Below are 26591 nucleotides of genomic sequence, written 5' to 3'. Positions count from 1 at the left end.
CGGCCGTCGTCAGCACAGGGCGACGGCGACGGCCTCCGGGTCCCGCACCCGGCGGGCGGTGAGCAGGGGGTCGACGGTCACCGTGGTGGCGCCCAGCGGCGCCGACAGCGCCCGGACCGCGGGCTCGGAGAGCCGGATCCACGCCTGCCCGGCGCCCATGACCGACCGCAGCCGCTGCTCGCTGGTGAAGGCGACGGCCGTCCTCGAACCGAGCGGCGTACGGCACAGCCGCAGCGCGAAACCGGCGGGTCCGCGCCGTACGGGTACGTACAGCGGGCCCGCCGGGAGATCGTTCCCGGGCTCTTCTGCGCGGCTGCGCTGCATTGCGGTCCTCCGGGGGGAGCGGACGGGTGGTTCCGGCGCCGGGGCGGCCGGGCGGGGCGGGGGCATCGGTGCGGATGCCGCCCCGACGTTCCCGACGGTATCGCCCCCACGGTGCGCACTCACCTCGCGAACCGGTCGTCGATGCCCGGTTGACCCTGAACCGGGGGGAATTGACACAGGGCCGCCATCCGCCGGCCGGCCACCGGTCAGCGGTAGTTCAGCTCGGCCAGTTCGGTGGCCGGCCGGGTACGGAAGGCCGGGATGCGGCTGACGGCCGGCAGGGCCAGGTTGCGCGCCGTGCGGAGCACGCGGCTCCGGGTGGTGGCGACCCGGGTCGTCCGGTCGGTGAACGCCACGACCCGCTCGGCGACCGGGCGGCGCCGCGCCTCGTAGTCGTCCAGCCGGTCCCCCGCGACGTCCCGGCCGAGCGGGCCGCCGCCCACATGCGCGACATCTTCGCCCGGGTGGTGGCCCCCGCCCTCGCCCCGGCGTTGGCCCCCGTGGGCCCCGATACCGCCCGCCGGGCGGGCCTGGTCTCCGCCCAGCTCCTCGGCCTCGCCCTCACCCGCTACCTCCTGCGCCTGCCCGCCGTCGCCGCCCTCACCCCGGACGAGATCGAGGCCGCCTACGCGCCGGCGATCGCCGGCGTCCTGGGGCTCGGCTGAGCCCGGCGGATAATCCGTTGCCCTGGCGGTCGGCGCCCGGCACAGTGGTGGCATCACCAACGAGGCACGAGGGGAGCGCACGATGAACGTCCAGGCCGGTCTGTCGCAGGCGTATCAGCGCTCTTCCAGTACCCCTTCCCAGCAGGGGAGCCCCGGGGCCACGTAGCCATCGGTGACGGATGTCGCCGGGCCGCCCGCGGGAATTCCCGCCAGGGCGGCTTTTTCGTGGCCGCCCGTCTGCTGAGTCCTTGCAGCTGGGAGAGTTGGCCGAGTGGTAAGGCAGCGGCTTGCTAAGCCGTAGTCGGGTGCGAGCCCGCGCGCGTTCGATCCGCGCACTCTCCGCGTACGTCCTGCAGTTCATGGAGGAGCCAGCCGAAAGGCGGCGCCGGCCGCGGTCTCGAAAACCGTTGGGGTGCGCAAGCATCCGTGTGGGTTCGACCCCCACCTCCTCCGTCCCGGGCGAACTGGGAATCGGTGATCCCAAGGGCCTGTAAAGCCCCCGCTTCGGCTGTGGAGGTTCGAATCCTCCTTCGCCCACCCGGAACGACGCATGCGGAACGACGCACGCCACTGCGGCGCGCCACGGTTGCGAGGCCGGGGCGCGCCGTCAGCGTTTGATGGTGTGGCCGCCGATGCCCATCAGCCGGCCGGGGCCGCGGACACCGTCCTCGTACCACCAGAAGCTGAGACCGATGGCGGCGACGATGAAGCCGCCGATCGAGCCGAGGGTGAGGAGTCCGCTGACGCCCTCGCCGGGGTGCTCGCCGCCGAGGTGGTGGATGGCCAGGACCGAGACGAGCATCGAGGCGATGCCCGCCAGCGTGGTGAGCAGCCACGCCCAGCGCCGGGCCCTGGTCGCTGGGATGCTGAAGACCGTGTACGTGAGCGACGTACGGCAGGTCTCACAGGCGAGGGTGCGCGACTGGCAGCCCTTCGAGGGCCGTTCGACGGGAATCTCGAAGGTCGCCGGCCGGTGCTGTGTGTAGTTGCTGTTACGTTCGGACGAGAGCAGATGTGTGTACCGGGACTGGGGATATTGTCCTAATTGGCGCTTGCCCACCGCAGCTCCTTGACGTCTGGTACTGCGGGCCACAGTAAGCGCCAACATGCCTGTGGCATAGGGAAGTTGACGATTGAAGTACGCGGCGGGCGAGGTATGGGCGGACACGCGAGGTATCGGCCCGGGACCCGCTACGCCCGGCCTTCGGAAGCCTTCGCGAGCGGCGCCTCGCTCCGGCCCCGAGCGTCCCGCCCGGACCGGGGATACGCGCCGAGCGCGAGCAGCAGCGGAGGCGCGGCCGCCAGCAGGAAGCACAGCGGTAGCGGCAGCCGGTCGACGAGGAGACCGGCGGTGCCGGAGCCCAGCGAGGAGCCCGCGTTGACACCCGTGTTGACCCAGGCGGTGGCGCGGGTGGCGGTCCCCGGCGGGGCGAGTTCGTCGGCCGCGAGGTACGCGGTCGCCATGGTGGGGGAGACGATGGTGCCGGCGGCGGCGATGCCGAGGGCGAAGAGGACGACGGTCGGGGCGGCGCCGGTGAGGGCGAAGAGCAGGGCGAGGGCGGCGAGCAGATACGGCAGCCGGCCGGCCGCCGGGCGCCGCCAGGCGATCCGGCCGTAGAGGAGCCCGCCGATCGCGCTGCCCGCCGCGTGCGCGGCGAGGATCCAGCCGGCGGCGGAGGCGCGGTCGTGGTGGTCGGTGAAGGCGACGACGTACAACTCCAGGGCGCCCAGGCAGCAGCCGAGCCCGGCCGCCGCGTACGCCGCCTTGCGGACCCCCGCCGACCGCAGCCGCGCGGCCGGGACGGAGGGCTCGCGCGCGGTGAGCAGCTTCGCGGCCGGGGACGCCGCCAGGGCGAGAGTGCCGATGAGGACCAGGCCGGCGGACAGGGCGAGGCCGAGCGCGGGGCGGACGGCGACGGCGATCAGCGGGCCGGTCATGAACAGGCCCTCCTCCGCCACCGTGTCCAGGCTGAACGCCCGCTGCAGCAGGCGCTTGTCCGGAACGAGGGCGCTCCACAGCGCCCGCATGGTCGGGCCGAGCGGCGGGGTGAGGGTGCCCGCGGCCGCCGACAGGAAGGTGAGCAGCCAGAGCGGGGCACCCGGCCGCCAGGTGGCCAGGCAGAGCGCGGTCAGCGCCACCGCGTACGGGGTGGCGAGGGCGGGCAGGGCGCGCCGTGCCCCCCAGCGGTCGATGAGTCCGGCACGGGCCGGGCCGAGGACGACGCTGGTCGCGGCGAAGACCGTGGTGATCATGCCGGCGACGGCGTACGAGCCGGTCGCCGCGGCGAGCGAGAGCAGCAGGGAGAGGGAGACGATCCCGTAGGAGAGCCGGCCCAACAGGGCGGCGGCGAAGGTGCGGCGGGCATGGGGGACCCGCAGGACGGCGGCGTAGGACGCCGCCGGGCGTGGCGAAGACATGGGTTTTGTTCCTCAGGCAGAGGCGGGCAGGCCGGCGCGAAGGGCGGGCTGCGGCCTAGGCACGAGAGGTGAGGAACATGCGCGCGAGTGTAGCGCACGGCGGGCGCCGGGACCATGGCGCCCACCGCGCGGGAAGGCGGTGGCGGGCGCCATGGTCCGGTCCTGCGGACCGTCCCGTGACCGTTATGGCTGGGTGAGTTCCAGCCGGTCCACGTTGGGTCCGCCGTTCGCGGTGGTCGCGGTCGCGCGGACGGTGTTCGCGCCGGCCTTGAGGGTGACCGTCAGGGACGCGCTCTGCCAGGTGTTCCAGTCGCCGGTCCCGCCGAACGGATGCCCGGTGGAGACCGCCGTGCTGTTGACGGCGATGTCCATCGGCCGGCCGGTCGTCGTCCCGTTCGCGTAGCGGAGCGTGAGTGTGGCGGGCCCCGCCTGCGCGGCGGTCACCGACCACTGGACGTAACTTCCGGTCACGTTGTCGTAGTTGACGAAACCGGTGCCGGTGTAGCCGGTGTGGTTGGACTCCACCGCGCCCTGCGCGACGGCGGCGTCCTCGGCCTGGTACCAGCCGTCCGGCTGCGTTCCGGCACGGGAGACCCGGTAGACGACGGTGGCGTGCGACGGCACGGACGCGCTGATCGCGCCGGTCGTGGAGCGGGTGGCCTTGGACCAGAGGTCCTTGAGCGTGTACGAGGGCGAGCCGCCGAGGCCGATCGCCGAGGCGGTGGTGGAGACCGTTGCCGTGGCACCGGTCTCGTTGAGCAGCGCCACCGCCCGGTCGCCGTTGGCGAGCTGCTTGCTGTAGACGGCCAGGCCGCCGGTGGCCGAGACGATGGTGGCCTGCTTGCCCAACGGGTCCTGGTCCAGGGCGATGACGTCGGTGTTCTTCAGGATGGCCTGGGTGGCGGCCGACGCCGAGCGGACATCGCTGCCGATCAGCAGCGGCGCCGACATCATGGCCCACAGGCTGAAGTGGGTGCGGTACTCGGTGGCGGTCATACCGCCGTTGCCGACCTCGAGCATGTCGGGGTCGTTCCAGTGGCCCGGCCCCGCGTACGCGGCGAGATCGTCATTGGTGTGCACTCTGCTGATCATGCTCGACCAGTTGTCGCTGATGTCGCCGGTGGTGCGCCAGAGGTTGCCGACGTCGGCGCCCCAGGTCCACACCTTGGGGTCGGTGCGGCCCCACTCGCAGATGCTGTAGACGATCGGGCGGCCGGACTTCTTGAGCGCGTCGCGCATCGCCTTGTAGCGCTGCTGCGCGTCGACGCCCTGGTTGTTGCAGTTGTCGTACTTGAGGTAGTCCACGCCCCAGGACGCGAACAGGTCGGCGTCCTGCTGCTCGTGGCCGAGCCCGCCGGGGAAGCCGCCGGTGCCGTTGCAGGTCTTGGTGCCCGCGCTGGTGTAGAGCCCGAACTTGAGGCCCTTGGCATGCACGTAGTCGGCGACGGACTTGATGCCGTGCGGGAAGCGGGTGTGCTCCGGCACGAGGTTGCCGCTCGCGTCACGGGTCTTCTCGGCCCAGCAGTCGTCGATGTTGACGTACTGGTAGCCCACGTCCTTGAGGCCGAGCGACACGAAGCTGTCGGCGACGCCCTTGACCATCGCCTCGTTGAAGGTGGCGCTGCACTGAGTGGTGTTCCAGTTGTTGAAGCCCATCGGTGGCGTGCGGGCCAGGCCGTTCTCCAGGGCGAGCGCGGGGGCGGCGGGGGCGAGGGCGGTGAACGTTCCGGCGGCGGCGATGGTCGCGGTGGCCAGTACGGAGCAGAGCAGGCGGTGCGGTCTCACGGCATCCTCCTCGGGTCGGCACCGGAAAGGTAGGAGCCTGCCGAGTAATCGTCAAGAACCTTTACAGATAGCAGATCGGATGAATACGCTCCGATTGATGGCGCTGCTGCCTGCTGTAGCAGTACTGCTGTCACACACGCACCAACTGATCGGATCTATCCACGCGAGGACATCACGACAGGAAGGACGGTGCACAGCCATGGCCGACACGACGGAACAGACCCCGGCTCAGGGGGAGCGACCGGAGAGCCCGGCGGTCTGGAGTACGCCCGAGTACACGGTCGTCGAGACCGCGCTCGAAGTGACCGCCTACTCGCTCGCCACTCGCTGAGTCCGCCGCCGTGCTGCTGCGGGTACTCGGTACCGCGGCGGGCGGCGGCGTCCCCCAGTGGAACTGCGCGTGCCCCGGGTGCTCCGGGGCACGCCGCCACCCGGGGTGGCGCCGCCGCCACGCGTCGCTCGCGGTCCGCGCGGCCACCGGCCGCTGGTACATCGTCAACGCGACCCCCGACATCGGCGATCAGATCGAGGACTGCCCGGAGCTGCGCCCCGGACCCGGCGCGCGGCAGTCGCCGGTCGCCGGACTCGTCCTCACCGACGCCGAACTCGACCACACCCTCGGCCTCGCCCGGCTCCGTGAGGCCGGCGGACTGCAGGTGGTGTCGACCGCGCCCGTACGACGGGCCCTCCTGACGAAGCTGCGCCTGGGCGAGGTGCTCACGCCGTACACCGCTCTGGAATGGCGGGAGTTGGGGACCGGCGCGGAGCCGCTGGCCGCCGGCTCGGACGTGGACATCGATGCCATCCCGGTGTCCGGGAAGCGGCCGCGCTACGCCGCCGACAGCGCTCCCGACGCCACCTGGGTCGTCGCGCTCCGGCTGCGCGACCGCGCCACCGGCGCCTCCGCCGTCTACGCCCCCGCCCTCGCCGACTGGCCCGACGCTCTCCAGCGGGCCGCCGCCGCAGCCGACTGCGTCATCGTCGACGGCACCTTCTGGGACGACGAGGAGCCCCGCCGCACCGGTATCTCGGAGCGCACCGCCACCGGCATGGGACATCTGCCGATCGACGGCCCGCACGGCACCTCGGAACGCCTCGCCGGCCTGCCGGGACGCCGCCTGTACACCCACCTCAACAACACCAACCCCCTCGTGGATCCGGCCGCGCCGCAGCACAAGCTGCTGGCCGGGCTGGGCATCGAGGTGGCCTCCGACGGGATGGTGATCGAGCTATGACGTCAGCGCCCACGACAGCAGCGGGGCCGCCCGCAACGCCCACGGACTCCGCCATCGACGCCGGGCCCTGGAGCCCGGCCGCATTCGAGGCACGGCTGCGCGCGGTGGGGGAGGAGCGGTACCACGACCGCCACCCCTTCAACCTGCGGATGCACGAAGGAAAGCTCAGCCAGGACGAGTTGCGCCGCTGGATCGCCAACCGCTTCCACTACCAGCGGCACATCCCCGTCAAGGACGCCCTGATCACGGCGAAGTTCGACACCCCCGCACTGCGGCGGATGTGGCTGCGCCGTATCCAGGACCACGACGGCGCGCGGGACGGCGAGGGCGGCATCGAACGCTGGCTCCGCCTCGGCGAGGCCGCGGGACTCGACCGTGAGGAACTGCTCTCCGGCGCCACGGTGCTGCCCGGGGTACGCCTCGCGGTCGACGGGTACGTCAACTTCTGCCGGCTGCGCCCAGCGCTCGAAGCCGTCGCGGCCTCGCTCACCGAACTGTCCGCCCCCGACCTGATGCGCACCCGCATCGACGCCTTCGAACGGCACTACCGCTGGATCGAACCGGACGGGCTGCACTACTTCCGCACCCGCGTCACACAGGGCCGCCGGGACAGCGGGGAGGCGCTCGATCTGGTGATGCGCTGGGCCCGCACCCGGGACGACCAGGAGCGCGCGGTGGCCGCGCTCGGCTTCAAGTGCGATGTGCTGTGGGCACTGCTCGACGCCGTGGACCACGCATGACGACCGCCACGAGCGACGACTGGCGTCCCGCCCTGGCCCCCGCCATCCTGCTGCGCCGCGACCGGGTCCGCTCGACGGACCTGCTGGTGCTGCCCGAGCGGGTCGTCGTGCTGAGCGGCCGGGCGGGCGCCATCGTCCGGCTCTGCGACGGCGGCCACAGCGTTCCGCAGATCGTCGGTGAACTCTCCGCATGCTTCCCCGGCGCACCCGTGGCCACGGACGTACCCGTATTCCTCGACCGGCTGCGGGCGGAGGGCTGGCTGCGATGACCACCCCTGCCGTCCCCGCCGGATCCGGGACGTCCGAACCCGAGGTGCCGCGCCCGTGGGCGCTGCTCGCCGAACTCACCCACGCTTGTCCGCTGCACTGCCCGTACTGCTCCAACCCCCTGGAGCTGAAGGCCCGTTCGCGGGAGCTGGCGACCGGGGACTGGCAGGACCTGATGCGCCAGGCCGGTGACTTCGGTGTCGTGCACACCCACCTGTCCGGCGGCGAGCCGCTGCTGCGGCCCGATCTGGAGGAGATCGTCACCGCCGCCGAATCCGCCGGGATCTACACGCAGTTGGTCACCAGCGGCACCGGCCTCGACCAGGCCCGACTCGGCGCGCTGACCGCGGCCGGGCTGCGCAGCGTCCAGCTGTCCGTGCAGCACGCGGACCCCGCGGCCTCGGACCGGATCGCCGGCAGACGCTCCTTCGCCGCGAAGGAACGGGCGGCCGCGCTGGTACGCGCCGCCGGACTGCCGCTCGGCCTGAACGTCGTTCTGCACCGCGACAACCTGGACGCCCTGGACGCCATCGTCGAACTGGGCCTGGCCTGGGGTGTCGACCGGATCGAACTCGCCAACGCCCAGTTCTACGGGTGGGGCCTGCTCAACCGTGCCGCGCTGCTGCCCGCCCACGAGCAGCTGGCCGTCGCGCGGGACGCGGTCGACCGGTGGCGTACCCGGCTCGGCGGCCACCCCGACCTGGTGTGGGTGGTGCCCGACTACTTCGACGGCGTCGCCAAACCCTGTATGGGCGGTTGGGGCGCGGTCTCACTGACCGTCTCTCCCGACGGCACCGTCCTGCCGTGCCCGGCCGCCGCCACGCTGCCCGGCCTGGACGCGCCGAACATCCGTGACCACACCCTGGAGTGGATCTGGGACCGGTCCCCGGCCTTCAACCGCTACCGGGGCACCGCGTGGATGAGCGACACCTGCCGGTCCTGCTCCCGCCGGGACGAGGACTTCGGCGGGTGCCGGTGCCAGGCCTTCGCCCTGACGGGCGACGCCGCCCGCACGGATCCGGCCTGTGGTCTCTCCCCGGACCACGGCCTGGTCCGCGCGTTCGCCCGGGAGGGCGGAGCCGACGGACCGCTCCCGTACGTCTACCGGTATCCCGGCCGGGCGGCGACGGGACAGCCCGATCGCGTGGGGGTCAGTCGGTCCGGCCGGTGACCGCGACCGTGACGCCGAGGCCGATCATCGCCAGCCCGCCGGTGCCGCCGATCGCCGCCAGCCGGCGCGGGGAGCGCGCGAACCAGGTGCGGGCGGCGGAGGCGGTGAGCGCCCAGAGACTGTCGAAGACCAGCGCGGTCAGGCTGAACACCATGCCCAGGATCAGCAGCTGCAGATGGATCCGGCCCGCGGACCGGTCCACGAACTGCGGGAGCACGGCGGCGAAGAACACCATCGTCTTGGGGTTCGTCACACCGACCACGAACCCCTCCCACAGGGTCCGCAGCCCGCCGTGGGGGGCGGTGCCGGGGACGTTCTGCTCCATCGTCAGGTCACCGCGGTGCCGCAGCGCCTTCACCCCGAGGAACACCAGATACCCGGCGCCGCCCAGCTTCAGTGCCAGGAACACCGCCGCGGAGCCCGCCACGAGCGAGCCGAGCCCGAGCGACACCGCCACGACCAGGACGTAGGAGCCCACCGTGTTGCCGAGCACGCTCTCCAGGGCCGTGCGGCGGCCGTGCGCGAGGGCCCGGCCGAGGACGAACAGCACGCTGGGGCCTGGTATCAGAACCAGCAGCAGGGACATCGCGGCGAAGGCCAGCAGGCGGTCGGTCGGGACCATCACCATCACCTCCGTGGCTGTCAGGGCAGCAGCCCTGCCCGGCGCGCGGACACTACCGCCTCCAGCCGGGTGTGAGCACCCAGTTTTCGCATCGCGGAGCGCAGATAGCTCTTGACGGTCTCCGGCCGCAGTCCCAGCCGCCGCGCGGTGGCCGCGTTCGTCGCGCCCGAGGACACCGCGGCGAGCACATCGATCTCACGCGGTGCCAGCGGCGGGACCGGCACCGCCGGTCGCGGCAGTGGATCGAGGCCCGCGTCGTCCCGCCCCGCCGCCCCCGACGCGGCGGCGATCCGCCCGCAGGCGGTCAGCAGCGCCTGCCGCAGCCGGGGGTCGGTGATCCGCGGGGCGAGGGCGCGCAGCTCGCCGTGCGCCTCGCGGACCTCCTCCCAGGCCCGGGGGTCGACGGAGACCGGCTGGTGGAAGACGGCCAGCAGCCGGTGGGCCTCGTCGCGGACCGCGAGGGACTGCTCCAGCTCCCGCGCCGCGTCCACGGCGGCCGTCAGCGGGCGGTCGCCGAGCGTCATGGGCTGGCGCAGCGCACCGTACAGCACCCCGCGGACCCTGCTGCGGACGACCACCGGCACCGCCAGGACCGACCGCAGACCCTCGGCCGCGACGGCCTGGTCGTACTCATGGCTGATCACCCGCGACGCGTGGTAATCGGTGACGGCGAACGGCCGGGCCATGGCGATGGTCTTGCCGCCCAGACCGTTGCCCGGGGTGATCGCCAGGGTGCGCAGGGCGGACGTCTCCGTGCCCGAGAGCTCCGAGATCCGCAGCTGCCGGCCGCCCGACAGCAGCCCCCCGAAGGCGACCGGCAGTCCGCCGGACCGCCGCATGCGCAGCAGGGCCGCCCGTACGTCGACGGCTTCGCCGAATTCGGTCACGGTCACTCCTTCAGCCCGACACCCCCGTCCGGGGGTGGTGAGACCCGGGTCACTGGATGGACGATGCTACTCAGCGGTCAGGCACTGAGGAGGACACATGGCGGTGACCGGTGGGACGACCGGAGCGACCGAGGGGCCGACCGGGGAGTTCCGGGCGGCCCGCGACTTCCTGTTGCGGCACCGCGAGGAGTACGCGACGGCCTACGCGGGCTTCCGCTGGCCGGAGCCCGAGTACTTCAACTGGGCGCTGGACTGGTTCGACCGGATCGCCGAGGACAACGACCGCACCGCGCTGTGGATCGTGGAGGAGGACGGCTCCGAAGGCGTCTTCTCCTTCGCGGAGCTGGCCGACCGGTCGAACCGTGTCGCCAACCACCTCAGGGACCTGGGCGTGCGGGCCGGTGACCGGATCGTCGTGATGCTCGGCAACCAGGTCGAGCTGTGGGAGACCGCGCTCGCCGCCATGAAGCTGCGCGCCGTCGTCATCCCCGCCACCCCACTGCTCGGACCGGCCGACCTGGCGGACCGGATCGAGCGCGGCGGCGCCAGGCATGTCGTGGTGCGGGCCGAGGACACCGCCAAGTTCGACGGGGTGCCGGGGGAGTACACCCGCATCGTCGTCGGCGGCGAGGCCCTGGACTGGCACCCGTACGAGGAGGCGTACGCGAGCCCCGCCTCGTTCGCGCCGGACGGCCCCACCCGGTCCGCCGACTCGCTGATGCTCTACTTCACCTCCGGCACCACCGCCCGGCCCAAGCTCGTCGAGCAGACCCACCTCTCGTACCCCGTCGGGCATCTGGCCACCATGTACTGGATCGGCCTGCGGCCAGGGGACGTGCACCTCAACATCTCCTCGCCGGGCTGGGCCAAGCACGCCTGGAGCAATCTCTTCGCGCCGTGGAACGCCGAGGCGACGGTGTTCATCCACAACTACACGCGCTTCGACGCGGCCCGGCTGATGGCGGAGATGGACCGCTGCGGGGTCACCAGCTTCTGCGCCCCGCCGACCGTGTGGCGGATGCTGATCCAGGCGGACCTGAGCGCGCTGCGCACCCCGCCGCGCGAGGTGGTCGCGGCGGGCGAGCCGCTGAACCCCGAGGTCATCGAGCACGTCCGCCGGTCCTGGGGCGTCACCATCCGGGACGGCTTCGGCCAGACCGAGACGGCGGTGCAGGTGGCCAACAGCCCCGGCCAGCCGCTGAAGACCGGCTCGATGGGCCGACCGTGCCCCGGCTACGTGGTGGTGCTCGTCGACCCGGTCACCGGCAAGCCGGGCGACGAGGGCGAGATCTGCCTGGACCTCGCGCACCGCCCGGTGGGGCTGATGACCGGCTACGCGGGTGACCCGGAGCGCACCGCGGAGGCGATGGCGGGCGGCTACTACCGCACGGGCGACATCGGTTCGCGGGACGCCGACGGCTACATCACGTACGTCGGCCGCTCCGATGACGTTTTCAAGGCCTCCGACTACAAGATCTCCCCGTTCGAGCTGGAGAGCGTGCTGCTGGAGCACGAGGCGGTCGCCGAGGCCGCCGTCGTCCCGGCGCCGGATCCGCTGCGGCTCGCCGTACCGAAGGCGTACATCGTGCTCGCCGCCGGCTGGGAGCCGGGTGCGGAGACCGCTAAGGCGATCTTCGCGCACTCCCGCGCGGCGCTCGCCCCGTACAAGCGCGTCCGCCGTCTGGAGTTCGCGGAGCTGCCCAAGACCGTCTCCGGCAAGATCCGCCGTATCGAGCTGCGCGAGGCCACCGCCCGGGACGGCAGTGCCGAGTACCGCGAGGAGGACCACCGATGACCGGGACAGGACCGGCCGAAGCGACGGCCGCGAACGAGCCGCCCGAACCGTCCTGGGCCGAACCGTCCTCTGCCGAACCGTCCTCTGCCGAACCGTCCTACGCGAGCGGCACCGGCAGCACCCCGCTGCTCGGCGACACCATCGGCCGCAACCTGGACCGGGCCGTCGCGGCGTTTCCCGGCCGCGAGGCGCTGGTCGACGTGCCGACCGGCCGCCGCTGGACCTACACCGAGTTCGGCCGGGCCGTCGACGAGGTGGCGCTGGGGCTGGCGGCCAAGGGCGTGGCCCGCGGCGACCGCGTCGGCATCTGGGCGGTGAACTGCCCGGAGTGGGTGCTCGTCCAGTACGCGACCGCGCGGCTCGGCGCCGTCATGGTCAACATCAACCCGGCCTACCGGGTGCACGAGCTGGAGTTCGTCCTCCAGCAGGCCGGCATCGGGGTGCTGATCGCCTCGACCGCGTACAAGGCCAGCGACTACCGGGCGATGACGGAGCAGGTACGCGGCGGCTGTCCGCTGCTGCGCGAGGTCGTGTACATCGGCGACCCGGGCTGGGACGAACTGGTGGCGGGCGGGGCGCGGCTGCCGGCCGGGCACCTGGCCGCGTGCGAGGCGGCGAACAGTTGCGACGACCCGGTCAACATCCAGTACACCTCGGGCACCACCGGCTTCCCCAAGGGCGCGACGCTCTCGCACCACAACATCCTCAACAACGGGTACTTCGTCGGCGAGATGATCGGCTACACCGAGCACGACCGGGTGTGCCTGCCGGTGCCCTTCTACCACTGCTTCGGCATGGTGATGGGCAATCTGGGCGCCACCAGCCACGGCGCCTGCATCGTCATCCCGGCCCCCGCCTTCGACCCGGTCGCCACCCTGCACGCGGTCGAACGGGAGCGCTGCACCTCGCTCTACGGCGTGCCGACGATGTTCATCGCCGAACTGGACCTGCCGGACTTCGCGACCTTCGACCTGTCCTCGCTGCGCACCGGGATCATGGCCGGATCGCCCTGCCCGGTCGAGGTGATGAAGCGCGTGGTCGCCGAGATGCACATGGCGGAGGTGTCCATCGCCTACGGCATGACGGAGACCTCGCCCGTCTCCACCCAGACCCGGCGCGAGGACGACCTGGAGCGCCGCACCGCCACCGTCGGCCGCGTCATGCCGCACCTCGAGGTGAAGGTCGCCGATCCGGCGACCGGTGCGACGGTGCCGCGCGGTACGGCGGGCGAGCTGTGCACCCGCGGCTATTCGGTGATGCTGGGCTACTGGGAGGAGCCGGAGCGGACCGCCGAGGCGATCGACGCCGCGCGCTGGATGCACAGCGGCGACCTCGCCGTGATGCGCCCCGACGGCTATCTGTCCATCGTCGGCCGGATCAAGGACATGATCATCCGCGGTGGGGAGAACGTCTATCCGCGGGAGATCGAGGAGTTCCTGTACACCCACCCCAAGATCGCCGATGTGCAGGTCGTCGGGGTGCCGGACGAGCGGTACGGCGAAGAGATCCTGGCCTGCGTCATCCTCCGCGACCCCGCGGACCCGCTCACCCTGGAGGAGCTCGGCGGCTTCTGCCGCGGACAGCTCGCGCACTACAAGATCCCGCGCCGGCTGCGCCTCGTGGACGCCTTCCCGATGACGGTCAGCGGCAAGATCCGCAAGATCGAACTGCGGGAGGACGCGATCCGGGAGATGTCATCCGTAGTGGGCGGCGAGGCCCCGTCCCAGTAGCCCGAAGGCCTGGTCGAGCTCCACGACCGCCTCGGGATACACGTCGTCGGCACTGCGCCCGTCCGACAGCTTCCGCCAGTTGGCCAGGGCGACGACCTGGCGCACGGAGATGATCTGCGCCGCCGCGAGGCGGGGCAGCAGGTCGCCGGGCGCGGCCGACGAAGCCTCCCGCAGTGCTCCGGTCAGCGCCTCCTGGTCGCGGACGGTGTACTCCGCCAGCCGTGCCACCAGGCCGGGCGCCGAGTAGAGCAGCGCGAGATACGCCAGCACCTCAGGGGTGTCGTTGAGCCCGGAGACCGGATCACGGGCGTCGAGGCCCGCCGCGCAGTGCCGGTGCAGCGCGGTGAGCGGTGCCTGGTCCGCGGGGCGGTCGCGCACCACCTGGGCGAACTCGCCCTCGTGGTCGGCGAACCGGTGCAGCGCCAGATCCTCCTTGGTGGGGAAGTACCGGAAGAGCGTCGGCTTGGACACCTCGGCAGCGGCGGCGATCTCGGCGACCGGCACCTGGTCGAAGCCGTGCCGGAGGAACAGTGCGATGGCGGCGTCCGAGATGGCCTGCCGGGTCCTGGCCTTCTTCAGTTCCCGCAGTCCGCCCGTTGGTCCTGGCCGGTTCTCCATGGCGCTCATCGTAGCCGAAGTGCAATCAAGTCAAAAACGTTACTCGGTTGCAGATAAAACTCGGTCATGGTTGCATCGCCGTCAGACGAACGCGGACGAGCTCGATGAGAGGACAGCGGATGACCAGCGTGCTGATCGTGGGAGCGGGACCGACCGGGCTGACGCTGGCCTGTGAACTGGCCCGGCGCGGTACCGCCGTCCGGATCGTGGAAAGGTCCCCGGGACCGCAGCCGGGTTCCCGGGGCAAGGGGCTCAACGCGCGCAGCCTGGAGGTCTTCGAGGGCATGGGGATTCTCGACCGCATGCGGGCGATCGGGCGCGACGACCTGCACTTCCGCAAGTACCGGGGCGGCGAGGTGGTCTCCGACACCGATCCCTTCGCGACCTTCTCCCCGGCGCCCGGCACCCCGTACGTACGCGGGCTGCTCGTCGCGCAGTGGAACGTCGAGCGGGTGCTGCGGGACCGGCTCGCCGAGTGGGGCGTGCGCGTCGAGTTCGGCACCGAACTGACGGGGTTCGAGCAGACCGGCGACACGGTGACCGCCACGTTCGCGGGCGGTGAGCGGATCGAGGTGTCCTACCTGGTGGGCTGCGACGGCGGCCGCAGCGGGATCCGCAAGGCGCTGCCGGTCACCTTCGGGGGCCGGACGCTGCCGGAGCAGCTGATGGTCATCGGTGATGTCGAGGCCGAGGGCTTGAGCCAGGACCTGTGGCACCAGTGGATCGACGAGGACGGCGGCATCATGCTCTGCCCGCTCCCCGCCACCTCGGTGTTCCAGCTCCAGGCGGCCCCCGAGCGGGACGCGGCGGGGCTCCCGGTGGAGGCGTCGCTGGAGAGCTTCCAGCGGATCTTCGACCGGCACGCGCGGCTCCCCGGCATCAAGCTCACCAACCCCGCCTGGATCTCCACCTACCGCGTCAACGAGCGGATGGCCGACCGTTTCCGGGTCGGCCGGGTCCTCCTCGCCGGGGACGCCGCCCATGTGCACTCCATTGCGGGCGGCCTCGGGATGAACACCGGTATCCAGGACGCCTACAACCTCGGCTGGAAACTCGCGCTGGTGGCCGCGGGCCGGGCCGGCGACGGGCTGCTCGACACCTACGAGGAGGAGCGGCTGCCGATCGCCGCCTGGACCATCGACACCAGCGGTGAGCTGTGGCGCCAGGTCTCGCGCTCGATCAGGTCCGCGGGCAGTGGGACGGAGGGCGTGGTCACGCCCGACATCCTCGGCCTGGGGCTGGGCTACCGCTGGAGCTCGCTGGCCGTCGAGCGCGACGCCCGTGCCGACGACGCTCCGCTGCGCGCCGGCGACCGCGCGCCCGACGCCCCGCTGCGGGACGCCGACGGTGCCGCCGTCCGGCTCTTCGAGATCTTCAGCGGCACCCACTTCACGCTGCTCGGCTTCGGCGCCGGCAGCGCGGCGGCGCTCCGGGAGAGCGCGGACCGGCACGGCGACGCGGTGTGGACCTACTCGATCGGTGCGGGCCCGGCGGGCCTGGACGACTTCGCGGGGCACGCGGCCCGCGAGTACGGCGTCACCGGCGACGCCCTGGTGCTGGTCCGCCCGGACGGCCACATCGCGCTCACCGCCCCGGCCGGTGACGCCGGTGCGGTGCACGACTACCTCGGCGCGCTGGCCTAGGGCCGGAACAGAACACGACCGCACCCCAGGCCGTCCTCCGGGGGTGCGGTCGTGCGGTCGGTGGAGCGGGATCAGACGAGCGGCAGGATCGAGGTCGGGGCGTGGCCCGGCTCGGTCGCGATGTCTTCCCACTCGTTGACGCTGGCGATGTCGCTGCCGCTCATCGAGATGTTGGTGATGCGCTCCAGGATCGCCTCGACGACCACCGGGACGCGGTACTCCGCGGCGAGCTTCTTGGCCAGCTCGAAGGCGGGCAGCAGCTCGTCCGGCTCGGTGACCCGGATCGCCTTGCAGCCCAGGCCCTCGACGACCTTGACGTGGTCGACGCCGTAGACGCCCAGCTCCGGGGAGTTGATGTTCTCGAACTCCAGATTGACCTGGAAGTTGATGTCGAGGTTGCGCTGCGCCTGGCGGATCAGGCCCAGGTACGCGTTGTTGACCAGGACGTGGACGTACGGGATCTTGTGCTGCGCGCCGACCGCCAGCTCTTCGAGCATGAACTGGAAGTCGTAGTCGCCGGAGAGCGCGACGACCGAGCCCTCGGGGTCGGCCTTGGCGACACCCAGCGCGGCCGGGATGGTCCAGCCGAGCGGGCCGGCCTGGCCGCAGTTGATCCAGTGCCGCGGCTTGTAGACGTGCAGCATCTGCGCGCCGGCGATCTGGGAGAGGCCGATGGTGGTGACGTACCGGGTCTCCGGGCCGAAGGCGCGGTTCATCTCCTCGTAGACGCGCTGCGGCTTGATCGGCACGTTGTCGAAGTGCGTCCGGCGCTGCAGGGTGGCCTTGCGGTGCTGGGTGGACGCGGCCCACTCGGCGCGGTCGGGCAGCCTGCCCGCGGCCTTGAGCTCCTTGGCGACCTCGACGAAGAGCTCCAGCGCGGCCTTGGCGTCCGACGCGATTCCGTAGTCCGGCGCGAAGATCTTGCCGATCTGGGTGGGCTCGATGTCGACGTGGACGAACTTGCGGCCCTTGGTGTAGACGTCCAGCTTGCCGGTGTGGCGGTTGGCCCAGCGGTTGCCGATGCCCAGGACGAAGTCCGACTCGAGCATCGTCGCGTTGCCGTAGCGGTGCGAGGTCTGCAGGCCGACCATGCCGGCGTTCAGCGGGTGGTCGTCGGCGATGATGCCCCAGCCCATCAGGGTGGGGATGACCGGGGTGCCGGTCAGCTCGGCGAACTCGACCAGCAGCTCGGAGGCGTCGGCGTTGATGATGCCGCCGCCGGCGACGATCAGCGGGCGCTCGGACTCGAGCAGCAGCGAGATCGCCTTCTCGATCTGGGCGCGCGACGCGGTCGGCTTGTAGACCGGCAGCGGCTGGTACGTCTCGGGGTCGAACTCGATCTCGGTGAGCTGGACGTCGATCGGCAGGTCGATGAGGACCGGGCCGGGCCGTCCCGAGCGCATCAGGTGGAACGCCTGCTGGAAGACGCCGGGGACCTGTGCGGCCTCCAGGACCGTGGTGGCGGCCTTGGTGACCGGCTTGGCGATCGAGGCGATGTCGACGGCCTGGAAGTCCTCCTTGTGGAGGACCGCGACCGGGGCCTGGCCGGTGATGCAGAGGATCGGGATCGAGTCCGCGATGGCCGAGTAGAGCCCGGTGATCATGTCGGTACCGGCGGGGCCGGACGTACCGATGCAGACACCGATGTTGCCCGGGTTGGCACGGGTGTAGCCCTCGGCCATGTGGGACGCGCCCTCGACGTGGCGGGCGAGCGTGTGGTCGATGCCCCCGCCGGCCTTGAGCGCGGCGTAGAAGGGGTTGATCGCGGCGCCCGGCACACCGAACGCGTCGGTGACGCCCTCGAGCTTGAGGATCTCCACGGCCGCACGGGCGGCAGTCATACGAGGCATCGAGTACTCCTGGGTCGGACTGTCGGGGTGGGCTCTTGCTGCGAGGCCAGGGCGCCCGGTTTTCCGTACTGCTAGTTTCCGTAATGCGGAAGTCTAGTTCTGCTATATGGAAGTAATCTAGAACGAGGCTTTCCGCCCGTCAAGGCAGTACCTGTTCCGGACCTGTTCCGGACCTGTTCCGGACGCGGAAGAGCGGGCTGCCATCCGGCAGCCCGCTCTCGGTACGCGTGAAGTCGCTGGAGGTCAGGGGATGACGGGCCCCGTCCGCATGAGCGTGTCGGCCGCGTCGTTGACCGGCTGCGGAGTGCCCGTCAGATCCATCACGAAGAGCGGGACGCCCAACTGGTCGGCGCGCAGCCGCGCGTCGTGCGCGTAGCCGGCCAGGGAGAAGAAGGCGCCGACGGAGTCCTCGTTCAGGCAGTTGAGCCAGAGGCACTCGATGTCGCGCAGCGCGGTGGGCTGGGTGGTGGGGTCGATCTGGGCCACGAGGTCGTCGCCGCGCAGATCGATGCCGTTGGCGGCGTGGTCTCCGGCCACCCGGACGCCGGCGAAGCCGAGCCACTTCAGGTACTGGGCGGCGGCGGTGAGCGCGTCACGGGCGGTGCGGATGGTGACCGGGCGGAACGGCGGCCGTGGCGCGGGCGGCGGCGGGCCGGGAACCGTGGGCGGCGAAGGGGCGGCGGACAGCGGGCGCAGGGCCGCGGTGGCCGGGCCGGGAGGAGCGAGTGCCGCGGTGTCGACCGGCATCCGGATCACCGAACCGCAGTCGCAGCCGAACTCGGGCTGCGGCCACTGGTCCTGCCGGCCGCAGTCGGGGCAGCGCATGCTCACCCAGGAGTCGTCCCACGAACGGTGCCGTATCTCCAGCGGGACTCCGCCGCGCAGCAGCGGGAGCGTCAGCGGCGTACCGCAGGCGCAGGGGTAAGTGGTGGTGCTGAACGCGTGCTCGCGGCGGCAGGCCGGGCAGCGCACGGGCACACTCTCTGCCATGGTTCGTTCTCCAAGGCGGGCTCCGGCAATGGGCGTTACCCCATCTTGCAGGAGATTGGAGCCGCCCGGCGACGCAGTTGGCGCGACAGGACAGTCGTCGCGTCGCCGGGCGGAACCTGTAGCCCGCGCTGCCGTGACCTACCCCTCAGAAGTTCACGGCGGCGCGGGCCAGTTCTTGGGTCAGCCCTCGCGCAGTGCGCGGACCGACTCTTCCAGGCGCGCACCGTACTCGGTGTCCGCGGCGTGGAAGTGGGCCAGGTTGCGTTCGATCACGTCATCGCGGGTGACCTGCGAGAGGAACCCGGCGATGTTGGCGATCAGACGGGACTTCTCGTCCTCCGACATGAGCCGGTACAGCTCGCCGGCCTGGAAGAAGTGGTCGTCCTTGACGTGCAGCGGCGCCTCGTGGGTGCCGGTGTAGCCGGACACCGCCTGCGGGGCGGACAGCGCCAGGTCGGTCTGCGACGGGCCCTCGTACGAGTTGGGCTCGTAGTTCTTCAGACCGCGCTTGCCGTTGCGGGTGGCCGCCAGGCCGTCCCGGCCGTAGTTGACGGCCTCGGTCGCCTTCGGCGCGTTGACCGGCAGCAGGGTGTGGTTGACACCCAGGCGGTAGCGCTGCGCGTCGGCGTAGGCGAAGAGCCGGCCCTGCAGCATCTTGTCCGGGGACGGGCCGATGCCGGGCACGAAGTTGTTCGGGGAGAACGCGGCCTGCTCGACCTCCTGGAACACGTTGTCCGGGTTCCGGTCCAGTACCAGCCGGCCCACGCGCTGCAGCGGGTAGTCCGAGTGCGGCCACACCTTGGTGACGTCGAACGGGTTGAAGCGGTACTCCGCCGCCTCGGCCGCCGGCATGATCTGCACGTGCAGCGTCCAGGACGGGTTCACCCCGCGCTCGATGGCCTGCACGAGGTCGCGCTGGTGGCTGTTGGCGTCCGCGCCGACCTGCTCGGCGGCCTGCTCCGAGGAGAGCGAGCGCACACCCTGGTTCGTCTTGAAGTGGTACTTGACGAAGAACGCCTCGCCCTGCGCGTTCGTCCACTGGTACGTGTGCGAGCCGTAGCCGTTCATGTGCCGGTACGAGGCCGGGATGCCGCGGTCGCCGAAGAGCCAGGTGATCTGGTGGGTCGCCTCGGGGGAGTGCGACCAGAAGTCCCAGACGTTGTCGGCTTCCTGGATGCCCGTGAACGGGTCGCGCTTCTGCGAGTGGATGAAGTCCGGGAACTTGATCGGGTCCTTGATGAAGAACACCGGGGTGTTGTTGCCGACGAGGTCGTAGTTGCCCTCTTCGGTGTAGAACTTCAGCGCGAAGCCGCGCGGGTCACGCACCGCGTCGGCGCCGCCGAGGCTGTCCGCGACGGTCGAGAAGCGGATGAACGTCTCGGTGCGCTTGCCGACCGTGTTGAGGAAGTCGGCGCGGGTGAAGCCGGTGACGTCGTCGGTGACCTCGAAGTAGCCGTACGCGCCGGAGCCGCGGGCGTGCACCACGCGCTCCGGGATGCGCTCACGGTTGAAGCGGGCCAGCTTCTCGATGAGCTGCTGGTCCTGGATCAGCAGAGGGCCGCCGAGGCCGGCGGAGGCGGAGTTCTGGTTGTCGGCGACTGGTGCGCCGGACTCAGTTGTCAGCGTGTGCTTGGGCATGGCGGCCTTCCGTAACTACCAAGGGAAGCGAAAGCGTGTGGGTCGGTAGACCGGACAGTAAGGACCGGCCCCGAGGAATGTCAACAGTTTGTTGAAGTTCCTGGTGATGCAAGGTTTGGTGCCGCCCGGCGGTGCGTTTGGGCGCGACAGGACAGGTCACGCACCGCCGGGCGGAATCGGGGGCGAGGCGGAGCCTCGCGCGCCGGCCGGAGCCGGGCGGGGGATCGTCAGCTGGTGACGGGCAGGCCGGACAGCCGCTCGACACCGCGCAGCAGCGCCGAGTGGTCCAGGCCGCCGTCACCCTGGGCGCGCAGCGAGGCGACCAGGTTGGCGACGACGGAGCCGACGGGCAGGGCCGCACCGACATTGCGGGCGGCGTCGGTGACGATGCCCATGTCCTTGTGGTGCAGGTCGATCCGGAAGCCCGGGGCGAAGTCGCGCTTGAGGAAGTTGTCCTTCTTGCGGGTCAGCACGGTGGAACCGGCCAGACCGCCGTTGAGGACCTCCAGGGCGGCTTCCAGGTCCACACCGGACTTCTCCAGGAAGACCACGGCCTCGGCGCACGCCTGGATGTTGACCGCGACGATGAGCTGGTTGGCGGCCTTGACCGTCTGGCCGGAGCCGTGCGGGCCGCACAGGACGATCGTCTTGCCGAGCTTGTCGAGGATCGGCTTGGCGACGTCGAAGTCGGCCTTCTCGCCACCGACCATGATCGACAGTACGGCCTCGATGGCACCGGCCTCGCCGCCGGAGACCGGGGCGTCCAGTACGCGGATGCCCTTGGCGGCCGCGGCCTTCGCCAGGTCCACGGAGGTCTGCGGGGTGATCGAGGAGGTGTCGATCAGGAGCGCGCCGGACTTCGCGTTCTCCAGGATGCCGTTCTCGCCGTAGGCGATCGCCTCGACCTGCGGGGAGGCGGGCACCATCGTGATGATGACGTCGGCGTCCTTGACGGCCTCGGCGATGGAGCCCGCGGCGGTGCCGCCGTTGGCCGCCAGGCGGTCCAGCTTGTCCTGCTCAAGGGTGTAGCCGGTGACGGAGTAGCCCGCCTTGACCAGGTTCTCGGCCATGGGGGAGCCCATGATGCCGAGGCCGATCCATGCGATCTTGGGGAGGGAGCTCATGATCTGTGACCTTTCGGATCAGTGGGCGGAGAGCCACTGGAAGTTGTCGGCACTCGGGCCGGTGGGCTTGTACTCGAGGCCGACCCAGCCGTCGTAGCCGGCCTTCTGCAGGCGGCCCACGAGGTCGTCCAGCGGCAGGGTGCCGGTGCCCGGAGCGCCGCGGCCCGGGTTGTCGGCGACCTGCACATGGCCGGTCCTGTCGGCGTAGCGGTCGATGACCTCGTTGAGGTCCTCGCCGTTCATCGACAGGTGGTACAGGTCCATCAGGAACTTGGCGTTGCCGAGTCCGGTGGCCGCGTTGACCTGGTCGACGACCTCGATCGCCCGCGGTGCGCTGACGATCGGGCACAGCGGCGACTCGGGCTTGTTGAGCGCCTCCACGAGGAGGATCGCGCCGACCCGGTCGGCGGCACGGGCCGCCAGCACCAGGTTCTCCAGGGCCAGGGCGTCCTGGACCTCGGGGTCGACGCCCTCGACCCGGTTACCGTAGAGCGCATTGAGCGCCTTGCACCCGAGCGACCGGGCGAATTCCGCGGCGACCTCGATGTTCGCGCGGAAGCGGTCCGACTCCTCGCCGGGGATCGACAGGGCGCCCCGGTCGGGGCCCGGCAGCTGCCCGGCGTAGAAGTTCAGGCCCACCAGCTGGGTGCCGGCGTCGTTCAGCGCGTTGCGCAGTGCGTCGAGTTCGGCCTGGGCGGGGGTGGGTGTTTCGATCCAGGGCCACCACAGCTCGACCGCCGAGAAGCCGGCCGCGGCGGCTGCCGCGGGACGCTCCAGGAGCGGGAGTTCCGTGAAGAGGATCGAGAGGTTCACATCGAAGCGCGCTTCGGAGAGGCTCACTAGCGTTGCGCTCCTTCCGTATTGCGGAAGTTAGTTTCTGCTTAACGGAAGACTGAACGAACCGGACGCCGGCTGTCAAGTGCGGATGTCGCCACATGAGGCCGACCGGTTAGGTTGGGCCCGTGAAACTGAGGCTGGAATTCACGACGGAACCGTTCGACCTGGACGAGGCTCCCGGCCATGCGCTGGTCGCCCGCGAGGTCGTCGAGACGGCGGACCTGGACGCGGTGGACGTCGGACCGTTCGGCAACACCGCCGAGGGCTCACCCGAGGCGGTGGTGGCCGCGGTGGCCGAGCTGCTCCGGCGCACCCTCGCCGCGGGCGCCACCCGGGTCTCGCTTCAGGTGAACGTCATCGGGGAGGGTGATCAGTGACCGGGACCGGGGGGCACCCGTTCGCCGAGGCGGTCAAGCCGCTGGTGGACGCGATGGGAGCCGAGATGGTCGCGCCGGATCAGGCGCGAGGCGACGATGTGGTGCTCAGTTGGGAGGGCGAGGAGGTGCTCGCCGTCCGGTTGCCCCATCTGGCCGATTCGCTCGATCACATCCTGGCCGACCTCCAGCGCCGGCACGGCACGCTGTCCGAGCTGGACCGGAAGGACAAGCAGGGCGTCGTCCGGATCCTGGAGGAGCGCGGCGCGTTTTCCGTGCGGCACGGGGTCGAAACGGTCGCCACCGCCCTGGGCGTGAGCCGCTTCACCGTCTACAACTACCTCAACAGGGAGAACGCGGCGAAGGCCGCCGAGTGATCGCCGGGCGACCGCAGCCGTAACGTCCCGGCCACCTTTGTTACGGGAAGTTTTCAACAAAGTGTTGACGTGGCCGGATCCCGGCTCTTAGCTTGCGGCTGTGACTTCCAGCGCTTCGCCGGGCCTCGCCCGGCTCAACTCAGCCACCGCGTCCGACGCGGCCGGACTGCTGCACGAGGTGTGCGCCAGCCGGTCGTGGGGCGCGGCGGTGATCGCCGGCCGGCCGTACCAGGACCTCGACGCACTCTTCGCGGCGAGCGACGCGGCCATGGCCGGACTGACCGCCGACGACCTCGGTGAGGCGATGGCCGGACACCCGCCGATCGGGCGCCCCAAGCCGGGCGACCCGACCTCCGAGCGGGAGCAGGCCGGCGTCCAGGAATCGGTACGCGAAGAGCTCCTGGAGCTGAACCTCGCGTACCAGGACGCCCACGGACATGTCTTCCTGATCTGCGCCACCGGACGCACCGGTGACCAGATGCTGGCCGCCCTCAAGGAGCGGATCGGCAACGACACGGACACCGAACGTGAGATCGTCCGCGCCGAACTGGGCAAGATCAACCGTATCCGGCTGACCCGACTCGCAGCAGAAGGAGACCCGTCGTGACGGAGACCTCCGTGTCCACGCACATCCTGGACACCAGCATCGGCCGCCCCGCCGAGGGCGTCCCCGTGGAACTGTCGGTGCGCAACGGCATCGACGACCTCTGGGCGCCGCACGGCGAGTCCAAGACGGACGCCGACGGCCGCTGCAAGGATCTGCCGGCCCTGCCGGAAGGCACCACACACGTACGGCTCGACTTCGCGGTCGAGCAGTACTTCACGACCCAGGAAATCTCAGCCGAGGCACAGCAGGACGCCCCCCGCGTAAGGGACAGCGGCGCTTTCTTCCCGGAGGTGGCGATCACTTTCGCCGTCAAGCCGGGTGAGCACTACCACGTACCGCTGCTGCTCAACCCGTTCGGCTACTCCGTATACCGAGGGAGCTAGCACCGTCATGCCCACGATTCTCGGCCAGAACCAGTACGGCAAAGCGGAAAACCGCGTCGTCAAGATCACGCGGGACGGCGACACCCACCACATCAAGGACCTCAACGTCTCGGTCGCCCTCTCCGGCGACATGGACGATGTGCACTACTCCGGCAGCAACGCCAACGTGCTGCCGACCGACACGACCAAGAACACCGTGTACGCCTTCGCGAAGGAGTACGGGATCGAGTCGGCCGAGCAGTTCGGCATCCACCTGGCCCGGCACTTCGTGACCAGCCAGGAGCCGATCAAGATCGCCCGGATCCGGATCGAGGAGTACAGCTGGGAGCGCATCGCGTCCTCCGACGGCAACTCCCGCTTCATCGGTGCCGACGAGGTCAACCACTCCTTCGCACGCACCAACCAGGAGCTCCGCACCACCCAGATCACCTACGACGGTGAGAAGTGGGAGGTCATCTCCGGCCTGAAGGACCTCAAGGTCATGAACTCCACCAACTCGGAGTTCTGGGGGTTCGTCAAGGACAAGTACACGACCCTCAAGGAAGCGTACGACCGCATCCTGTGCACCGAGGTGTCGGCGAAGTGGCGCTACAACTGGACCAGCGACGACGAGCGCATGCCCAACTGGGAGAAGTCCTACGAGCAGGCGCGCAAGCACATGCTCCAGGCGTTCGCCGAGACCTACAGCCTCTCGCTCCAGCAGACGCTGTACCAGATGGGCGCGCGCATCATCAACAGCCGTTCGGAGATCGACGAGATCCGCTTCTCGCTCCCGAACAGCCACCACTTCCTGGTGGACCTCGAACCGTTCGGCCTGAAGAACGACAACGAGGTGTACTTCGCCGCGGACCGGCCCTACGGCCTGATCGAGGGCACCGTCCTCCGTGACGGTGTCGAGGCCCGCATCCCGGTGGATCTCACCAACCTGTAGTACTTCTGCCTTGTCCCCCGACGCGCGCGCCGGCGTCACGGTCCCCGCATTCCGATGCGGGTACCCGGGGGAGAGCGGGGGCATCTGCGCAAGGAAGCACTGCGGACCCGGTCGTCACCCCGCTCGACCCCCGGGTTCGTCCATCGAGAAGGAAGCACGAGGAACTGCCATGGCAGCACCGCGCATCGTCATCGAGAACTGCGCTATCGCCACCGTGGACGCGAACGACACCGAGTACGCCTCGGGTCATGTCGTCATCGCGGGCAACCGCATCGAGTCGGTAGGCGCCGGCGCTGCCCCCCAGGGACTGGAGAACGTCGTCCGCCGTGTCGACGGCACCGGCCATCTGGTCACCCCGGGCCTGGTCAACACCCACCACCACTTCTACCAGTGGCTCACCCGGGGTCTCGCCCAGGACAGCAACCTCTTCAACTGGCTCGTCGAGCTGTACCCGACCTGGGCACGGATCGACGAAGAGATGGTCTACGCGGCCGCCCAGGGCTCCCTGGCGATGATGGCCCGCGGCGGTGTGACCACCGCGATGGACCACCACTACGTCTTCCCCAAGGGCTCGGGCGACCTGCTGGGCGCCGAGATCCGCGCCGCCAAGGAGATGGGCGTCCGCTTCACCGCCGCCCGCGGCTCCATGGACCGCGGCAAGTCCAACGGAGGCCTGCCGCCGGACTTCGCGGTCGAGACCCTCGAAGGCGCGCTGGCCGCGACCGAAGAGGCCATCGACACCCACCACGACGCCTCGTTCGACTCGATGCTGCACATCGCCGTCGCACCGTGCTCCCCCTTCTCCGTCTCCACCGACCTGATGCGCGAGGGCGCGCTGCTCGCCCGCCGCAAGGGCGTCCGCCTGCACACGCACGGCTCGGAGACCGTCGAGGAGGAGAAGTTCTGCCACGAACTCTTCGGCATGGGCCCGACGGACTACTTCGAGTCCACCGGCTGGCTCGGCGACGACGTGTGGATGGCGCACTGCGTCCACATGAACGACTCCGACATCGCCGCGTTCGCCCGCACGAAGACCGGCGTCGCGCACTGCCCCTCCTCCAACGCCCGCCTCGCGGCCGGTATCGCCCGCGTCCCGGACATGCTCGCCTCGGGCGTGCCGGTCGGCCTCGGCGTGGACGGCACCGCCTCCAACGAGTCCGGCGAGCTGCACACCGAACTGCGCAACGCGCTCCTCATCAACCGCCTCGGCGGCGGCGAGAAGGCGCTCAACGCCCGCCAGGCGCTGCGCCTGGGCACGTACGGCGGTGCGCAGGTCCTCGGCCGCGCCGACCAGATCGGCTCCATCGAGGCCGGCAAGCTCGCCGACCTCGTGCTGTGGAAGCTCGACGGCATCGGCCACTCGTCCATCGCCGACCCGGTCGCCGCGCTGGTGATGGGAGCGGCCGCCCCGGTCACCCTGTCGCTGATCAACGGCAAGCCGGTGGTGGAGAACAATCACCTCACCACGGTCGACGAGGACGCCATCGCGCGTCTCACCCGCGTCCAGGCCCAGCGCCTGGCCAAGATCGCCGGCCTCGTCTAGACCCCACCCCAGAGCAACCGGTCAGGGAGGGACGGCC

28 protein-coding genes and 3 tRNA genes are annotated in these 26591 nt (G+C 70.8%); 18 read left to right on the top strand and 13 right to left on the bottom strand.

Features of this window, described 5'->3' with window-relative positions; all coding sequences use genetic code 11:
- Positions 1 to 9: 9 nt before the first annotated feature.
- Together G3I60_RS24865 and G3I60_RS45675 are read right to left on the bottom strand one after the other, a co-directional pair.
- A complete protein-coding gene (locus G3I60_RS24865; RefSeq protein ID WP_164295212.1) occupies positions 10 to 324 on the bottom strand; it encodes an SAV_915 family protein in 315 nt (104 codons plus the stop codon).
- Positions 325 to 530: 206 nt separating this feature from the next.
- Complete coding sequence (locus tag G3I60_RS45675) at positions 531 to 767, bottom strand: hypothetical protein (protein WP_164295211.1); 237 nt, start codon at positions 765 to 767, stop codon at positions 531 to 533.
- Between G3I60_RS45675 and G3I60_RS45670 the strand changes: the two genes are divergently transcribed.
- From G3I60_RS45670 to G3I60_RS24840, 4 genes are all read left to right on the top strand, one after another.
- Positions 768 to 989 carry a hypothetical protein gene (locus G3I60_RS45670; protein WP_164295210.1) on the top strand — a complete coding sequence of 74 codons (222 nt, stop codon included), beginning with the start codon at positions 768 to 770 and terminating at the stop codon, positions 987 to 989.
- A gap of 257 nt (positions 990 to 1246) precedes the next feature.
- Positions 1247 to 1331 (top strand) — tRNA-Ser (locus G3I60_RS24850).
- Between the two features lie 19 nt (positions 1332 to 1350).
- Positions 1351 to 1442, top strand: a tRNA-Ser gene (locus G3I60_RS24845).
- A 4-nt stretch (positions 1443 to 1446) separates the two neighbouring features.
- A tRNA-Tyr gene (locus tag G3I60_RS24840) sits at positions 1447 to 1526 on the top strand.
- Between the two features lie 70 nt (positions 1527 to 1596).
- On the opposite strand, the gene G3I60_RS24835 is transcribed toward G3I60_RS24840, so the two are convergent.
- The 3 genes from G3I60_RS24835 to G3I60_RS24825 all read right to left on the bottom strand — a co-directional run bounded on the left by G3I60_RS24835 (position 1597) and on the right by G3I60_RS24825 (position 5147).
- Positions 1597 to 2049 (bottom strand): hypothetical protein, encoded by a 453-nt coding sequence (locus tag G3I60_RS24835; RefSeq protein WP_164295209.1) that lies wholly within the window; start codon positions 2047 to 2049, stop codon positions 1597 to 1599.
- 131 nt (positions 2050 to 2180) lie between these two features.
- Complete coding sequence (locus G3I60_RS24830; protein ID WP_164607740.1) at positions 2181 to 3407, bottom strand: MFS transporter; 1227 nt, start codon at positions 3405 to 3407, stop codon at positions 2181 to 2183.
- Between the two features lie 183 nt (positions 3408 to 3590).
- Positions 3591 to 5147: a carbohydrate-binding protein gene (locus tag G3I60_RS24825; protein WP_307811587.1), complete on the bottom strand. Its 1557-nt coding sequence runs from the start codon at positions 5145 to 5147 to the stop codon at positions 3591 to 3593.
- A 244-nt stretch (positions 5148 to 5391) separates the two neighbouring features.
- Here G3I60_RS24825 and pqqA point away from each other — a divergent pair, with 244 nt between their 5' ends.
- The 5 genes from pqqA to pqqE are packed head-to-tail and all read left to right on the top strand — an operon-like array spanning position 5392 to position 8605.
- Positions 5392 to 5523, top strand: a complete 132-nt coding sequence (pqqA, locus tag G3I60_RS24820; protein ID WP_138357438.1) for a pyrroloquinoline quinone precursor peptide PqqA — start codon at positions 5392 to 5394, stop codon at positions 5521 to 5523.
- A 10-nt stretch (positions 5524 to 5533) separates the two neighbouring features.
- On the top strand, positions 5534 to 6427 hold the full coding sequence (gene pqqB / locus G3I60_RS24815; protein WP_164295207.1) for a pyrroloquinoline quinone biosynthesis protein PqqB: 894 nt from the start codon (positions 5534 to 5536) through the stop codon (positions 6425 to 6427).
- On the top strand, positions 6424 to 7167 hold the full coding sequence (pqqC, locus tag G3I60_RS24810) for a pyrroloquinoline-quinone synthase PqqC (RefSeq protein WP_164295206.1): 744 nt from the start codon (positions 6424 to 6426) through the stop codon (positions 7165 to 7167). Before pqqB ends, pqqC begins: the two co-directional genes overlap by 4 nt.
- Entirely contained in the window at positions 7164 to 7436 is a 273-nt protein-coding gene (gene pqqD / locus G3I60_RS24805; RefSeq protein ID WP_138357441.1) for a pyrroloquinoline quinone biosynthesis peptide chaperone PqqD, read from the top strand. The genes pqqC and pqqD overlap by 4 nt, the downstream gene beginning before the upstream one ends.
- The gene (pqqE, locus tag G3I60_RS24800) at positions 7433 to 8605 is read left to right on the top strand and encodes a pyrroloquinoline quinone biosynthesis protein PqqE (RefSeq protein WP_164295205.1); all 1173 of its coding nucleotides are present in this window, start codon (positions 7433 to 7435) and stop codon (positions 8603 to 8605) included. Before pqqD ends, pqqE begins: the two co-directional genes overlap by 4 nt.
- On the opposite strand, the gene G3I60_RS24795 is transcribed toward pqqE, so the two are convergent.
- Positions 8586 to 9227, bottom strand: coding sequence for a LysE family translocator (locus G3I60_RS24795; protein ID WP_164295204.1), 642 nt, complete (start codon positions 9225 to 9227; stop codon positions 8586 to 8588). The genes pqqE and G3I60_RS24795 overlap by 20 nt on opposite strands.
- 20 nt (positions 9228 to 9247) lie before the next feature.
- A complete protein-coding gene (locus G3I60_RS24790; protein ID WP_343241261.1) occupies positions 9248 to 10114 on the bottom strand; it encodes a LuxR C-terminal-related transcriptional regulator in 867 nt (288 codons plus the stop codon).
- Positions 10115 to 10211: 97 nt separating this feature from the next.
- Between G3I60_RS24790 and G3I60_RS24785 the strand changes: the two genes are divergently transcribed.
- Together G3I60_RS24785 and G3I60_RS24780 are read left to right on the top strand one after the other, a co-directional pair.
- The gene (locus tag G3I60_RS24785) at positions 10212 to 11909 is read left to right on the top strand and encodes an AMP-binding protein (protein ID WP_164295203.1); all 1698 of its coding nucleotides are present in this window, start codon (positions 10212 to 10214) and stop codon (positions 11907 to 11909) included.
- Complete coding sequence (locus tag G3I60_RS24780; RefSeq protein ID WP_164295202.1) at positions 11906 to 13639, top strand: AMP-binding protein; 1734 nt, start codon at positions 11906 to 11908, stop codon at positions 13637 to 13639. Before G3I60_RS24785 ends, G3I60_RS24780 begins: the two co-directional genes overlap by 4 nt.
- Here G3I60_RS24780 and G3I60_RS24775 read toward each other — a convergent pair.
- Complete coding sequence (locus G3I60_RS24775) at positions 13604 to 14257, bottom strand: TetR/AcrR family transcriptional regulator (protein WP_164295201.1); 654 nt, start codon at positions 14255 to 14257, stop codon at positions 13604 to 13606. The two genes, G3I60_RS24780 and G3I60_RS24775, sit on opposite strands and share 36 nt — an antisense overlap.
- Positions 14258 to 14376: 119 nt before the next feature.
- Between G3I60_RS24775 and G3I60_RS24770 the strand changes: the two genes are divergently transcribed.
- Complete coding sequence (locus tag G3I60_RS24770) at positions 14377 to 15900, top strand: FAD-dependent monooxygenase (RefSeq protein WP_164295200.1); 1524 nt, start codon at positions 14377 to 14379, stop codon at positions 15898 to 15900.
- A gap of 71 nt (positions 15901 to 15971) precedes the next feature.
- On the opposite strand, the gene gcl is transcribed toward G3I60_RS24770, so the two are convergent.
- The 5 genes from gcl to G3I60_RS24745 all read right to left on the bottom strand — a co-directional run bounded on the left by gcl (position 15972) and on the right by G3I60_RS24745 (position 22342).
- Positions 15972 to 17750 (bottom strand): glyoxylate carboligase, encoded by a 1779-nt coding sequence (gene gcl, locus G3I60_RS24765; protein WP_203673743.1) that lies wholly within the window; start codon positions 17748 to 17750, stop codon positions 15972 to 15974.
- A 243-nt stretch (positions 17751 to 17993) separates the two neighbouring features.
- On the bottom strand, positions 17994 to 18740 hold the full coding sequence (locus tag G3I60_RS24760; RefSeq protein ID WP_164295199.1) for a hypothetical protein: 747 nt from the start codon (positions 18738 to 18740) through the stop codon (positions 17994 to 17996).
- A gap of 180 nt (positions 18741 to 18920) precedes the next feature.
- Positions 18921 to 20378, bottom strand: coding sequence for a catalase (locus tag G3I60_RS24755; protein ID WP_138357449.1), 1458 nt, complete (start codon positions 20376 to 20378; stop codon positions 18921 to 18923).
- A gap of 227 nt (positions 20379 to 20605) precedes the next feature.
- A complete protein-coding gene (locus tag G3I60_RS24750) occupies positions 20606 to 21502 on the bottom strand; it encodes a 2-hydroxy-3-oxopropionate reductase (protein ID WP_138357450.1) in 897 nt (298 codons plus the stop codon).
- An 18-nt stretch (positions 21503 to 21520) separates the two neighbouring features.
- The gene (locus tag G3I60_RS24745) at positions 21521 to 22342 is read right to left on the bottom strand and encodes a TIM barrel protein (protein WP_164295198.1); all 822 of its coding nucleotides are present in this window, start codon (positions 22340 to 22342) and stop codon (positions 21521 to 21523) included.
- A gap of 122 nt (positions 22343 to 22464) precedes the next feature.
- Between G3I60_RS24745 and G3I60_RS24740 the strand changes: the two genes are divergently transcribed.
- The 6 genes from G3I60_RS24740 (at position 22465) to G3I60_RS24715 (ending at position 26554) form a co-directional block, all read left to right on the top strand.
- Positions 22465 to 22716 carry a hypothetical protein gene (locus G3I60_RS24740; RefSeq protein ID WP_138357452.1) on the top strand — a complete coding sequence of 84 codons (252 nt, stop codon included), beginning with the start codon at positions 22465 to 22467 and terminating at the stop codon, positions 22714 to 22716.
- A gap of 53 nt (positions 22717 to 22769) precedes the next feature.
- Complete coding sequence (locus G3I60_RS24735) at positions 22770 to 23090, top strand: helix-turn-helix domain-containing protein (RefSeq protein ID WP_187145344.1); 321 nt, start codon at positions 22770 to 22772, stop codon at positions 23088 to 23090.
- Between the two features lie 100 nt (positions 23091 to 23190).
- Complete coding sequence (gene uraD, locus G3I60_RS24730; RefSeq protein WP_138357454.1) at positions 23191 to 23697, top strand: 2-oxo-4-hydroxy-4-carboxy-5-ureidoimidazoline decarboxylase; 507 nt, start codon at positions 23191 to 23193, stop codon at positions 23695 to 23697.
- A complete protein-coding gene (gene uraH, locus G3I60_RS24725; protein ID WP_164295197.1) occupies positions 23694 to 24080 on the top strand; it encodes a hydroxyisourate hydrolase in 387 nt (128 codons plus the stop codon). Before uraD ends, uraH begins: the two co-directional genes overlap by 4 nt.
- A 7-nt stretch (positions 24081 to 24087) precedes the next feature.
- Positions 24088 to 25011 (top strand): factor-independent urate hydroxylase, encoded by a 924-nt coding sequence (pucL, locus tag G3I60_RS24720; RefSeq protein WP_164295196.1) that lies wholly within the window; start codon positions 24088 to 24090, stop codon positions 25009 to 25011.
- 169 nt (positions 25012 to 25180) lie between these two features.
- Complete coding sequence (locus G3I60_RS24715; RefSeq protein ID WP_164295195.1) at positions 25181 to 26554, top strand: 8-oxoguanine deaminase; 1374 nt, start codon at positions 25181 to 25183, stop codon at positions 26552 to 26554.
- Positions 26555 to 26591 lie beyond the last annotated feature (37 nt).

The organism is Streptomyces sp. SID13666 (assembly GCF_010548325.1).
GTDB lineage: Bacteria > Actinomycetota > Actinomycetes > Streptomycetales > Streptomycetaceae > Actinacidiphila > Actinacidiphila fildesensis.
The sequence above is the reverse complement of the archived record's forward strand: the minus strand, read 5'-3'. Positions and strand labels throughout refer to the sequence as shown.